Below are 13,642 nucleotides of genomic sequence, written 5' to 3' on the forward strand. Positions count from 1 at the left end.
ATTGGATACACTAGGTGTATTGAAAAATAGAAGAGATTCTATTACTGTTAGGAGAAGACTGAACCAATACACTTTAGAAGGAGACGGCATATGAGTTTTCATGATCAACCCATTCTACCTGCTGTTCGCAATATGAAGCAATTTGAGGAATTTTTAAAAAGTCCATTTACATACGGGGTGTTACTTGATGTCCATTTAGGCCGGCTAAAGGGCATCATGAATGAGGCAAATGCCCATCATAAAAAAATGTTTGTTCATGTCGATCTCATTCATGGGATCAAACATGATGAGTATGGAACGGAATTTATTTGTCAGGAAATGAAGCCGGCAGGAATTATTTCTACTAGGTCTTCTGTCATAGTAAAAGCCAAGCAAAAGAAGGTATATGCCATTCAGCGAATGTTTTTACTTGATACAAGTGCCATGGAAAAAAGTATGGAGTTCGTAGGGAAACATCGCCCAGATTTTATTGAAGTATTGCCAGGGGTTGTGCCGGATTTAATTACAGAAGTGCGCGAGCGAGCTGGTATTCCAATATTTGCAGGCGGGTTTATCCGCACAAAAGAAGATGTAGAAAGAGCACTTGAAGCAGGAGCTACAGCTGTGACAACATCGAATACAGCCCTTTGGAAAGCGTTCCAAAAGTGAAAAAGATAAAATGTGAAAATTGATTGACAACGTTTTCATCCTCTGATACTATAGCACTAAGTTAATATCATGTGATGGAGAAACGGAGATCCACAACAGCGCTTTACTAGGTGACAAATGACCCTGATGTAAAGTATGTTTGTTGTGGATCTTTTTTCTTTATCTTTTTTTACACATTCATAGGGGATGGCAACTGAACCAGAGGAGGAATTTTCATGACACCATTTTGGGGTGAAGTCGTAGGTACAATGCTTCTCATTATTTTTGGAGGCGGTGTATGTGCGGCAGTCAATTTAAAGAAATCGCTCGCATATCAGTCCGGCTGGATTGTAATCGCTTTCGGATGGGGATTTGCAGTAGCCATAGCAGCTTATGCAACAGGTGGAATCAGCGGAGCGCATTTGAATCCAGCACTAACAATTGGGCTTGCGCTTGAAGGAAGTTTTCCTTGGGCTGACGTACCAATGTATATTGCCGGTCAAATGCTTGGCGCATTAATAGGAGCTATTATTGTCTTTTTACATTACTTACCGCACTGGAAAGCAACAGACGATCCAGGTGCAAAGCTGGGTGTATTCTCAACTGGTCCTGCGATTCCGCATACTTTTGCAAACGTACTTAGTGAAGTCATCGGTACATTTGTATTGGTTCTAGGAATCTTAGCGATTGGTGCAAATAAATTCGCAGACGGAATCAATCCGCTGATTGTTGGATTCTTAATTGTGGCAATTGGTCTTTCATTAGGTGGAACAACTGGTTATGCAATCAATCCTGCACGTGATTTAGGTCCGAGAATTGCACATGCGATTCTGCCGATTCCAGGTAAAGGTCCATCGAATTGGAAGTATGCTTGGGTGCCAGTCGTTGGTCCAATTTTAGGCGGCGCATTTGGCGGTGTTTTCTACAATGCAGCCTTTAAAGCGAACATCACTCCAGCCTTTTGGATTGTAAGCGTTATTTTAGTTGTGGTATTGTTAGGACTCTATGTCTCTACGAAAAATCAAACAAATGCTGTAAATGAAAGTATGTAAGGGGAGGAAAACATCATGGCAAAAGAAAAATATATTCTCGCTTTAGATCAAGGGACAACAAGCTCAAGAGCGATCTTATTTGATCAAGAAGGCAAAATTGCCCATACAGCTCAGAAGGAATTTAATCAATATTTTCCGAACCCAGGCTGGGTAGAACATAATGCAAATGAAATTTGGAGCTCTGTTCTATCCGTCATTTCAACTGCTTTAATTGAATCAGGCATTGAAGCAGATCAAATCGCCGGTATCGGAATTACGAACCAGCGTGAGACAGCAGTTGTTTGGGATAAACATACAGGCGCACCCGTTTATAATGCAATTGTTTGGCAGTCTAGACAAACGTCTGGCATTTGTGAAGAGTTAAAAGCGCAAGGACACAATGAAACGTTTAGAAATAAAACGGGTCTTCTCATTGATGCTTATTTCTCAGGGACAAAAGTAAAATGGATTTTAGATAATGTAGAAGGTGCTCGTGAGAAAGCAGAAAATGGCGACTTGCTGTTTGGCACAATTGATACATGGCTCATTTGGAAGATGACAGGCGGTCAATCACACGTCACAGATTACTCCAACGCGTCAAGAACATTAATGTTCAACATTTACGATCTGAAATGGGATGAAGAATTACTTGATATTCTTGGCGTACCTGCTTCTATGCTTCCAGAGGTGAAACCATCCTCACACATCTATGGTGAAACAACAGACTATCACTTCTTCGGCAGAAATATCCCGATTGCAGGAGCGGCGGGAGACCAGCAGTCTGCACTATTCGGTCAGGCTTGCTTTGAAGAAGGAATGGCGAAGAACACGTATGGTACAGGATGTTTCATGTTGATGAATACAGGGGAAAAAGCAATTAAGTCGGATCATGGTTTACTAACGACAATTGCATGGGGCATTGACGGTAAAGTTGAATATGCTTTAGAGGGAAGTATTTTCGTAGCTGGTTCAGCGATTCAGTGGCTGCGCGACGGACTGAGAATGTTTAAAGACTCAAAAGACAGCGAAGCCTATGCAAAGCGCGTTGAGTCAACAGAGGGCGTATATGTCGTTCCAGCATTCGTTGGTCTAGGCACACCATACTGGGACAGTGATGTCAGAGGCGCTGTATTCGGATTAACACGCGGTACTTCTAAAGAGCACTTTGTCCGTGCAACGTTAGAATCACTTGCTTATCAAACGAAGGATGTTTTAGATGCGATGGAAAAGGATTCAAACATCTCATTAAAAACGTTGCGTGTGGATGGCGGAGCTGTAAAGAATGATTTCTTAATGGGCTTCCAAAGTGATTTGCTGGATGTACCAGTAGAGCGTCCAGAAATTAATGAAACGACGGCACTCGGTGCGGCCTATCTTGCGGGAATAGCAGTTGGCTTCTGGAACGACCGTTCAGACATTGCAAAACAATGGAACCTTGACAAGCGCTTTGACCCTAAAATGGAAGAGGACAGCCGCGACTCGTTATACAGCGGGTGGAAAAAGGCTGTAAAAGCAGCTCAAGCTTTCAAATAAACCAAAAGTATGGTATACTTCAAGTAAGTTAATAGAACGGTTGGAGAACTGGAGAGACCGCAGGCACCGAAGTGTAGAAATACGCTTTGGGTGTTTGCGGTCTCTTTTTCTTTACCGTACAACATGGGAGGAACAAGAGATGACTTTTTCTAGCTTAGAAAGAGAACAAATGCTGCAGGAAATGACAAAAAAACCATATGATGTGTTTATCATTGGTGGGGGTATAACAGGCGCTGGTACAGCACTTGACGCGGCTTCACGCGGAATGCGTGTCGGTCTTGCAGAAATGCAGGATTTCGCAGCAGGTACGTCTAGCCGCTCAACGAAACTAGTGCACGGCGGACTTCGTTATTTAAAACAATTTGAAGTGAAAATGGTCGCAGAGGTCGGTAAAGAGCGTGCCATTGTATACGAAAATGGTCCTCATGTCACAACGCCAGAATGGATGCTTCTTCCGATGCATAAAGGCGGGACATTTGGTAAGTTTTCAACCTCTATTGGACTTAGAGTGTATGACTTTTTAGCTGGCGTAAAGCATAGTGAACGCAGAAGCATGCTAAGTGCAAAAGAAACACTTGAAAAAGAACCGCTTGTCAAAAAGGACGGCTTAAAAGGCGGCGGCTACTATGTTGAATACCGTACAGATGATGCACGCCTCACAATCGAAGTCATGAAAGAGGCTGTGAAATTTGGAGCGGAGGCGGTCAACTATGCGAAAGTAAAAGAATTTATTTATGATAAAGGCAAAGTGGTTGGTGTTGTCATTGAAGATGTCATGACGCAGAAAACATACGATGTGTATGCGAAGAAGATCGTCAATGCGACAGGTCCATGGGTAGATCAGCTGAGAGACAAGGACCACTCAAAAGAAGGAAAACACTTACAGCATACAAAAGGAATTCACTTAGTATTTGACCAATCGGTCTTTCCATTAAAACAAGCGATTTACTTTGACACACCTGATAAACGTATGGTCTTTGCCATTCCAAGAGAAGGCAAAACGTACGTTGGAACAACAGATACAGTGTACAAAAAACAGCTGGAGCACCCGCGTATGACAAAGGCCGATCGTGACTATGTCATCCAAGCGATTCAGTACATGTTCCCTGATCTCAATATTACAGAAAAAGATGTAGAATCCAATTGGGCCGGTCTTCGTCCGCTCATTCATGAAGAGGGCAAGGATCCTTCAGAAATTTCTCGTAAGGATGAAGTGTGGACATCATCTTCAGGCTTAATCACCATTGCTGGCGGTAAATTAACAGGCTACCGTAAAATGGCTGAGCATATTGTCGATCTAGTACGTGATGGACTGAAACAGGAAACGGGCAAAGATTATGGACCATGTAAAACAAAGCATATGCCAATCTCAGGCGGCCATGTAGGCGGATCTAAAAACATGGCAGCCTTTGTTCAAGCGAAAACAGCAGAAGGAGCATCTGTTGGTTTAACAGAACCGATTGCACAAAAACTAGCTGAAAAATATGGCTCAAATGTCAGCAGTCTCTTCAAACGTGTCGAGCAGCTTCAAGGGGAAGCAGACAAACGAAATATTCCAGCGTATGTACTGGCAGAGCTTGTCTATGCGATTGAAGAAGAATTAGCCGTTACTCCTGTTGACTTCTTCTTAAGAAGAACAGGAAGCCTATTATTTAATATCAATTGGGCAAAAAAATATGCACAGCCAGTCATCGATTATATGGCAGAACGTTTTGGCTGGGATGAAGCAGCAAAACAGAAATATCAAACAGAATTAGATCAACTATTCCATGAAGCAGTCGTACCGCTTGATGCTGAATAAAAAGAAGACAAAGGGCTAAAGCAAGATCATTTTAGCCCTTTGTCAACAATCTGAAAGCCGATCATGTATCGGCTTTTTTTATTTGTGCAACATTTTTTCCAACTGCTAATGATATAGCATGACATAAAGGATGATTCCATATAAAATAACAGTAGATGTTATTTTATTGATGATAAGAGCTGGGGAGGACGACCATGAGTTGGAAGACGAATTATGAGCGATGGATCAATGAGAAGCACCTGGATACTGAACTGAAGGAATGGCTGGAGACGCATCAAGATGACCACCAGGCCCTTGAAGACTGTTTCTACAAAAACCTTGAGTTCGGCACTGGAGGAATGCGCGGTGAGATTGGTGCAGGCACGAACCGAATGAATGTGTACACTGTTCGTAAAGCATCAGCAGGTCTTGCTGCGTATATTGCGAAACATGGAGAGGATGCAAAAAATAGAGGCGTCGCCATTGCATATGATTCACGCCATAAATCGCCTGAATTTGCAATGGAAGCAGCCAGAACACTTGCTACACAGGGCATTCAAACGTACGTATTTAATGAATTGCGTCCGACACCAGAGCTCTCCTTTGCGGTTCGTGAGCTGCATGCATTTGCTGGAATCGTCGTGACAGCAAGTCATAATCCACCAGAATATAATGGCTATAAAGTGTATGGTGAAGATGGCGGGCAGCTGCCTCCATTTGAAGCAGATCAAGTCATTCAAGAAGTAGATGCAATTGAAAATGAACTGTCGATTTCAGTTGATTCTGAAGAAACGTTGAAACAGCAAGGGCTGATCAAAATAATCGGAGAAGAAATCGACCATGCTTATATTGAAAAATTAAAAACCATTAGTGTGCACCCTGAGCTGGCACATGAGGTCGATGTCAAAGTCGTGTTTACTCCGCTTCATGGGACAGCCAATCACCCTGTCAGAAACGGGCTGCAGGCTCTTGGATATCAGCATGTCACTGTTGTGCCTGAGCAGGAAAAACCAGATCCACAATTCTCAACAGTGACCTCGCCGAATCCAGAGGAGCATGCAGCATTTGAGTACGCCATCAAGCTTGGTGAAAAACAAAATGCAGATATCCTCATTGCCACAGACCCAGACGCTGACAGGTTAGGCATTGCGGTCAGAGATCACGAAGGAGAATTTACTGTCTTAACAGGCAACCAGACAGGCGCCCTGCTGCTTCATTATTTATTGTCTGAAAAACAAAAGCTGGGTCAATTGCCGCCTCGTCCCGTTGTGATGAAAACCATTGTCACAAGTGAGCTTGGGCGCGCTGTAGCATCAGCTTTTGGTGCCGACACGATAGACACACTCACAGGCTTTAAATTTATTGGAGAAAAAATTAAGCAGTTTGAAAAGAGCGGAGAATACACGTTTCAATTCGGTTATGAAGAGAGCTATGGCTATTTAATCGGTGATTTTGCCCGAGATAAAGATGCGGTGCAAGCGGCACTTTTAGCCGTTGAAGTTGCTGCTTTCTATAAAAAGCAGGGCAAGTCCTTGTACGATGCGCTTGTCGATATTTTTAAGCAGTTTGGATTTTACCGGGAAGGATTAAAGTCGTTAACCTTAAAAGGAAAAGAAGGAGCAGAGCAGATTTCAGCGATCCTTCATACCTTTAGAACAAATCCGCCAGCTGCCATCGCAGGGCAGCGCATCACAGTGATTGAGGATTATCAATCAAGTCAAAGACAACTTGTGGCTGAAAAGAAAGAGGAAACCATTCACCTGCCAGCATCAAATGTGCTGAAATATTTCCTTGAGGATGGTTCGTGGTTCTGCTTAAGACCTTCCGGCACTGAGCCTAAAGTGAAATTTTATATTGCAGTCAAAGGCACGTCTTTAACAGATAGTGAAGAAAAGTTAAAGCATTTGTCAGAAGAAGTGATGAAAGTCGTTTATGATATTGTGGAAGAAACAGCGAAATAACGAAAGACAAGGCCATCGTGTATGAATGCATGATGGCCTTTTCTCAGCCAAAAGGATGAGAAGAAATCATTCTTTTGGAGAAAGAGCGACGAGGGGGCTCATGGTATAATGAGCGTAATGATAAGTGAAGGCTGCAAATGCCGGGGGTAAACAGTATGGGAGAATACCAAGAGAAGGTTGAAACATTAAAAACGTTAAAAGAAATTGCTGAAAAGCTAAATGAAGGCATGGAAATGAAAGAAACGCTCCATGAAGTGCTCCATATGCTGATGGATGTCACAGGCTTTCATTCAGCATGGATTTATTTTATAGAAAAAGACGGATCATATGAACTGATGGCAGAGGTTTCCTTACCTGAAGCACTTGCAAAGCATCAAAAGCAGCTCATGTGTCAAAATGATTGTTATTGCATCAACCGATACACAAAAGGCTCGCTGCAATCAGCCACCAATATTATTAACTGCAAACGGATTGAAACGGCAATTGAAGAAAAGCTCGGGGATACAGAAGGAATTACTCATCATGCGACCGTACCGCTAAAAGCGTGTAAGCGTACGTTCGGCTTATTAAATGTGGCGGCAAAAGGAAAAGTCACATTTACGCAAGAAGAGCTGAATTTGCTTGAAAGCATTGCACTTCAAATTGGCACCGCCATTCAGCGGATGAAGCTTGTGCAAAATGAACAGCAGCACGCACTTCTGGAAGAAAGAAACCGGCTCGCACAGGACTTGCATGATTCTGTCAACCAAATGCTGTTCTCTGTGAGTCTGACTGCTAAGGCTGCACGGCAAATGACAAGCGATCAACATCTAGGGGAAATGATTGATTTTATTCAGCATTTGTCTCAAGACGCTCTGATTGAAATGCGGTCACTCATTTGGCAGCTGAGACCAAGAGGCCTTGAAAAAGGGTTTACGACAGCAATTGAAGAGTATGCACAGCTTTTAGGATTACGCTGCACTTTATCTTTATCAGGCTGTATAGAAATGGACCATTCTCACAATGAAACTTTCTTTCGGGTATGTCAAGAAGCGCTCAATAACTGTCAAAAACATGCGGAAGTAGAAGAAGTCGAGGTCAAGCTTGAGCAATCAAAAGACACGTTGGAGATGAAAATCATTGACCACGGAAAAGGTTTTCAATATGACGAGCAGATGAGCCTTCCTTCACTTGGGCTGAAAGGGATGTCTGACCGCATCCGAAGAGCAGGTGGTACATTTTGTATCCATTCAGAGTTAGGTAAAGGAACTACGATTCATGTAAAAGTGCCATTTTCACAAGAAAGGAAGGGATCGTCATGAGAGTTGTCATTGCAGATGATCATCATATTGTGAGAAAAGGGCTTGTGTTTTTCTTGCAGACACAGTCTGATGTGGACATCGTTGGTGAGGCGTCCAATGGGCAAGAGGCATTAGAGGTTGTCAGAGAAACCCGGCCTGACATTGTCTTAATGGATTTGTCTATGCCTGTAATGAATGGCATTGAGGCAACGAAACAAATGACGCTGGAAATGCCGGACTCCCGCATTGTGATCCTGACAAGCTATGCGGATAAAGATTATGTCATTCCCGCCATTCAAGCAGGGGCGAAAGCCTATCAATTAAAGGATGTAGCACCAGAAAAGCTGCTTTCGACCATGATTGAAGTTCAAAATGGCACCTACCAGTTAGATGGTCATATCACGACCTTTCTCGTGCAGCATCTGACAGAGCCAAAAGAGCAGAAATGGGCATTGATGAAAGAGCTCACCAATAGAGAGCGAGATGTCTTATTTGAGATTGCAAAAGGCAAAAGCAACAAAGAAATTGCCTCATCGCTGTTTATTTCTGAAAAAACTGTCAAAACGCACGTATCTCATGTATTATCAAAATTAGAGCTGGCAGATCGAACCCAAGCGGCTCTGTATGCAGTGGATTATCAAAAAAATCAGCCGAAAGAGCTGCTATGACAAAAGGAGATCTAGGCGTCATGCTAAAACTTTTAAGCGCACATTCAATTCAATGAATTGAATAAAAAAGAGAAGCATGAACAGTCTAATTTCTAATAGATAAAAGACTTGATGAGTGTATGCTCATCAAGTCTTTTTTATTTTAAAGGAGGTGATGAACCGGTCAATCACAGGTGAATGTAAAATAGGAGGGGATCTAGTGGAGGCATATGAATTAGTAAGTGATTTTCGTCATGATGACAAATTAAAAGAGAACTTGAATAAGCTTGCGATCCATACATTATCTCTAACGCTTCCCATTACAGCGCACTGCTAATTGTATATAAAAGGGAAGGGCTAAAAAAAATTCATTTTAGCCCTTTTTCTTTATGTGTACATCGGTTGTGAATAAACTTCAGAAGCAGCAGCCTCTGAAGCATGATCAATGTACTGCAGGAGCCCATATAAACATTTTTCAACATCTGCATTGTTCCGGTTAAATTGATACGCATGTAAGAAATGCTCAATACGTTTCGAGAGCAAATCATCTTGCGTACGTACCATAAGAATAAGTAAATTATCCCATTGCGAGCGATGCGTATAATAAAGTGCTTTATCATAATCCGCCACATTCATTAAACCTTCTCCTTTCCCTTGAGAAGTCTTCATTAGTTTGCGCGGATCATATCGACTTTTTCAGGGGAAAAGTTGGTGTCCGCATCAATCGTGTACCGGGAATTATAGGCTGAATAATTGCTTCATGTATGAAAAAGGACCGGCCAGCTAAACCTAAACAAAACATATATGAAAGTGAGTTCAATGATATCATGCAGCCGAAATGGTGGATGCTTATTGCAGCAGGAATCGTTTTGCTTGGCAGTTTGATGATTCATCCTGCATCAAAAGCAGCAGTGCAGCCGTTTGAAAATTGGGAAAGACTTGCGTACACAGCGTTTAAAGATGAATATAAAGGTGCCGCTTTAAATGATTATCATTACATTGGCCGGACAGAAGTGAATGATGAGCAGACAAAAGATGTGTTTCGCGTCACTGTAAAGGAAGGATCAACTCGCTTTGCCGCACATGCAGAAATTTATTTTCATCCGGTGACTGGTCATTTGATTAGTATTAACGTGTTTCGACTATAAAGAAGTACCTTTTTTTGTAAAGGGTGCTCGAGGCGTTCAGTCAAAAAAGACAAGGGGCTAAAATAAAGATCATTTTAGCCCTTTGTCCAACAATTTTTTTCGAAATGGAATTATTTCATGCTACCTTGAAGATAAGCGCGAATATCCACACCAAGTGAATCTGCTAATCGCTGGCCGTAATCTTCATCGGCACGATAGAAGTTGCAGATTGCAAGTAATTTTGTTTGGTCATTCACATCTTTCAAATCAGCTGTTAGGTTTTTAATCAATGCTTGTTTCTCTTCTTCAGAGTAGCTTCGATATTTTTCTCCAGCTTGTTTGAAATCGTTCGGTTTTTCAATTTTTTGTCTCACCATACGGTCACCGTGAAGAACTGGCTCACTTTCTTTGTAGTGAGGGTTTTCTTTTGGCTGATCGGCATAACGGTTTGGTTCATAGTTAATATGACCGCTTGGACGAGTCGTTGTCATAAAGCCATCCTGCTGGTTATTGTGTACAGGTGCATAAGGGCAGTTAACCGGAATGCGCATGTAGTTCGCACCAAGTCGGTGGCGCTGCGTATCAGGATATGAGAACAGACGGCCTTGAAGCAGTTTATCTTCAGATGCCTCAATTCCTGGAACAAATGCACTTGGCGTGAAAGCAGACTGTTCTGTTTCAGCAAAGAAGTTTTCAGGATTGCGGTTGAGTGTCATGCGTCCTACTTTTTGAAGCGGGTAATCTTCCTCGCTCCACGTTTTTGTTGGGTCACATGGATCATAATCAAGTTCATCATAATCGCTAAGCGGCATAAGCTGAACATATAAGTCCCATGCTGGGAAGTTGCCTTTTTCAATGCGGTCATATAAATCTCTTGTCGCATGCTGGAAATCGTTTGCTTGAATTTCCGCTGCTTCTTCCATAGATAAGTTGCGAATACCTTCAGAAGGTCTCCAGTGATATTTTACATATTTTGCTTCGCCGTATTTATTCACCCATCTAAATGTATGCACACCAGAACCGCGCATTTCAGCATAGCTTGCAGGGATTCCTTCATCAGAGAAAAGCCATGTGAGCATATGAGTGGATTCAGGCGTTAAGGTCATAAAATCCCAATAACGGTCAGGATCTTGAATATTGGTTACAGGATCTGGCTTGAGAGAGTGAACCATATCAGGGAATTTCAATGCATCACGAATAAAGAAGATCGGCAAGTTGTTACCAACGAGATCATAGTTGCCTTCTTCTGTATAAAATTTGACAGCAAAGCCGCGCGGGTCACGCAATGTTTCAGGTGAACCTTTCGGATGAATAACGGTGGAGAAGCGAACAAAAACGTCTGTTTGTTTTCCTTCTTCACTTAAGAAGGCTGCTTTTGTATGTTTCTCCATGCTGTTTTCTACTTCAAACACACCGTAAGCGCCGGCGCCTCTTGCATGAACGACGCGCTCTGGAATACGTTCACGATCAAAGTGTGCGAGTTTTTCAATCAAATGGTAATCATCAAGAAAGGTAGGTCCGCGGTGACCAGCTGTTCTTGAGTTTTGGTTATCGCCAACAGGCACGCCTTGGTTCGTTGTCAAATTTTTATGATTTGAATTTGTCATTCTTTTCTCCTCCTGTAAACAAAAAAGTGTTTTCTAGCAATCTATATACCCTAATTATATTGAATCAAACATGATAGTCAATATTTATTTATAATAATTTTAAATAAATTATTATTACAAGAAGGTAAAGAAAAAGACGAAAGAATAAATTCTTTCGCCTTAAAGCAGGAGCTCTCTAAGAGCATCTTTGTTTTGTGTTAAATCGTTTAGTGTGTATCGGTCTAGAACGCTTAAATAAGCAGTGAGTGCTTCATGAAGTACATGCTTTAATGAACAAATTGGGGAGATGATGCAGCTGTTTTTCTTTGGATCAAAGCATTCAACCATGACTAAATCATCCTCTGTATAACGGACAACCTCTCCAATATTAATGCTTTCTGGGCTTTTTCCAAGCCTGATCCCGCCATTTCTTCCGCGAATCGTTTCCACATACCCGCGTTTTCCAAGATGATAAATCACCTTTGTCAGATGATTTTTAGAAATGCCATAAACATCGGCGATCTGCTGAATATTTGACAGTTCATTATTTTCTCTCGAAGCTAAATAAATGAGTACCCTTAATGAGAAATCTGTGTAATTCGTAAGTTTCATTTTGACGACCTCTAAACCTAATAGAGTTTTGTATCATCGTAACACATTTTAGACAAAAACTGTTCGAGAAAGTGTAAAATGTGACAACATTTAAAACATGTATTATAAATATTGCTTTTAGAGACTGTCATCCATTACGATAAAGATGTATTTAAAATACTTCTTTTGAAAGAAGGAATGACGATGTTATCTAAAGATCAAATGAATGCAATAAAGCAATCAGCTCCTCTACTAAAAGCCGAGGGAACCAAACTTGTCACTGTTTTTTATCAAAATATGATTCGCCAGCACCCAGAGCTGCTCAATCAATTTAATAAAACAAATCTGATGAACGGAAGTCAGCCAGAGGCACTTGCTGCGACACTATATCAAGCTGCACTGCACATTGATCGATTAGAAGAATTACTTCCTGCGGTCAAACAAATTGCCCATAAGCATGTCAGTGTCATGGTCAAAAAAGAACAATACCCAATTGTCGGATATCACCTGATTGAAGCGATGAAAGATGTGTTTGGCTTAAGAGAAGAAGATGCCACTTTATTAGCTTGGAAAGCTGCATATGACATCATTGCGAATATTTTCATTACCATAGAAGCAGAAATGATGGATGAAAATGTGAAACAGACAGGCGGATGGGCAGATGTGAAGCCGTTTGTGATTAAGAAAAAGAAGCAAGAATCTCCATCGCTTATCTCTTTTTATTTAGTACCAGAAGATGAATCAGAGCTGCCATTGTATCAAGCAGGCCAATACATTACGGTTCAGGCAGATATGCCAGGAGAAGCCTATATGTGCAGCAGACAATATAGCTTATCAGACGAGCATCATCCATCTTATTACCGTATTACAGTGAAGCGTGACGGTCATGTGTCTACATTTTTGCATGATGAAATGGAAGAAGGGGACGTTCTTCAAGTGAGTATGCCGCAGGGAATGTTCTGCTTGCAAGGAGACACAAAAGAGCCTGTTTATTTCATCAGTGCTGGGTCTGGTGTCACACCAATGATTGGTTTAGTGAAAACTGCCGCACAAAACAGTCAGACATTCACGATGATTCATGCAGATCGATTAGAGGATGTAAATGCTTTTGAAAATGAGTTTGAACGCGTTCTAGCTTCAGCTTCCCATGGGCGCATCATCCTATGTAACGAACAATTTGCGCAGTCTGGAAAGGGTGAGCTTGTTGAGAAAGCGTCTTCCCGCATTGACCGTCCATTTCTTCAATCGGTGATCGGAGAAGGGAAAGGCCAATTTTATCTATGCGGTTCCCCGGTGTTTACACAGGAGATCATTCATATTTTAAAAGAGCTTGGAATTCCATCGCGCAATATTCATTTCGAAGCATTTGGCGGGCAATCCACAAAAGAAATGGAAGTCGTCTAAACGGTTGGCGGAACATCATGTTTTTTTACATACGCTCATATAGTAGGGATAAGTCCGATGAGGAGGGATGGTTTC

12 protein-coding genes are annotated in these 13,642 nt (G+C 41.8%); 9 read left to right on the forward strand and 3 right to left on the reverse strand.

Features of this window, described 5'->3' with window-relative positions:
* Window positions 1–90: 90 nt before the first annotated feature.
* From NST65_RS04600 to NST65_RS04630, 7 genes are all read left to right on the forward strand, one after another.
* A complete protein-coding gene (locus tag NST65_RS04600) occupies window positions 91–648 on the forward strand; it encodes a glycerol-3-phosphate responsive antiterminator (protein WP_024425304.1) in 558 nt (185 codons plus the stop codon).
* Between the two features lie 215 nt (window positions 649–863).
* A complete protein-coding gene (locus tag NST65_RS04605) occupies window positions 864–1,679 on the forward strand; it encodes an MIP/aquaporin family protein (RefSeq protein ID WP_024425303.1) in 816 nt (271 codons plus the stop codon).
* A gap of 15 nt (window positions 1,680–1,694) precedes the next feature.
* Window positions 1,695–3,191 carry a glycerol kinase GlpK gene (gene glpK, locus NST65_RS04610; protein WP_034282273.1) on the forward strand — a complete coding sequence of 499 codons (1,497 nt, stop codon included), beginning with the start codon at window positions 1,695–1,697 and terminating at the stop codon, window positions 3,189–3,191.
* A 139-nt stretch (window positions 3,192–3,330) separates the two neighbouring features.
* A complete protein-coding gene (glpD, locus tag NST65_RS04615) occupies window positions 3,331–4,992 on the forward strand; it encodes a glycerol-3-phosphate dehydrogenase (RefSeq protein WP_034282271.1) in 1,662 nt (553 codons plus the stop codon).
* Between the two features lie 194 nt (window positions 4,993–5,186).
* Entirely contained in the window at window positions 5,187–6,932 is a 1,746-nt protein-coding gene (locus NST65_RS04620; protein WP_081124152.1) for a phospho-sugar mutase, read from the forward strand.
* Between the two features lie 155 nt (window positions 6,933–7,087).
* Entirely contained in the window at window positions 7,088–8,233 is a 1,146-nt protein-coding gene (locus NST65_RS04625; RefSeq protein ID WP_041116952.1) for a GAF domain-containing sensor histidine kinase, read from the forward strand.
* Window positions 8,230–8,880 (forward strand): response regulator transcription factor, encoded by a 651-nt coding sequence (locus NST65_RS04630; protein ID WP_024425298.1) that lies wholly within the window; start codon window positions 8,230–8,232, stop codon window positions 8,878–8,880. Before NST65_RS04625 ends, NST65_RS04630 begins: the two co-directional genes overlap by 4 nt.
* A 366-nt stretch (window positions 8,881–9,246) precedes the next feature.
* Here the strand turns inward: NST65_RS04630 and NST65_RS04635 are convergent, their stop codons facing one another.
* Window positions 9,247–9,495 carry a YhdB family protein gene (locus tag NST65_RS04635; RefSeq protein ID WP_046310373.1) on the reverse strand — a complete coding sequence of 83 codons (249 nt, stop codon included), beginning with the start codon at window positions 9,493–9,495 and terminating at the stop codon, window positions 9,247–9,249.
* A gap of 248 nt (window positions 9,496–9,743) precedes the next feature.
* Between NST65_RS04635 and NST65_RS04640 the strand changes: the two genes are divergently transcribed.
* Window positions 9,744–10,007 carry a YqzG/YhdC family protein gene (locus NST65_RS04640; protein ID WP_224426432.1) on the forward strand — a complete coding sequence of 88 codons (264 nt, stop codon included), beginning with the start codon at window positions 9,744–9,746 and terminating at the stop codon, window positions 10,005–10,007.
* A gap of 110 nt (window positions 10,008–10,117) precedes the next feature.
* On the opposite strand, the gene NST65_RS04645 is transcribed toward NST65_RS04640, so the two are convergent.
* Both NST65_RS04645 and NST65_RS04650 read right to left on the reverse strand, forming a co-directional pair.
* Window positions 10,118–11,593: a catalase gene (locus NST65_RS04645; RefSeq protein WP_024426596.1), complete on the reverse strand. Its 1,476-nt coding sequence runs from the start codon at window positions 11,591–11,593 to the stop codon at window positions 10,118–10,120.
* A gap of 159 nt (window positions 11,594–11,752) precedes the next feature.
* Window positions 11,753–12,184 carry an Rrf2 family transcriptional regulator gene (locus NST65_RS04650; protein WP_024425294.1) on the reverse strand — a complete coding sequence of 144 codons (432 nt, stop codon included), beginning with the start codon at window positions 12,182–12,184 and terminating at the stop codon, window positions 11,753–11,755.
* 183 nt (window positions 12,185–12,367) lie between these two features.
* Here NST65_RS04650 and NST65_RS04655 point away from each other — a divergent pair, with 183 nt between their 5' ends.
* A complete protein-coding gene (locus NST65_RS04655; RefSeq protein ID WP_046310376.1) occupies window positions 12,368–13,567 on the forward strand; it encodes a globin domain-containing protein in 1,200 nt (399 codons plus the stop codon).
* Window positions 13,568–13,642 lie beyond the last annotated feature (75 nt).

Origin of the sequence: Bacillus sp. FSL P4-0248 (assembly GCF_038593305.1) — a bacterium.
Lineage (GTDB): Bacteria > Bacillota > Bacilli > Bacillales > Bacillaceae > Bacillus > Bacillus safensis.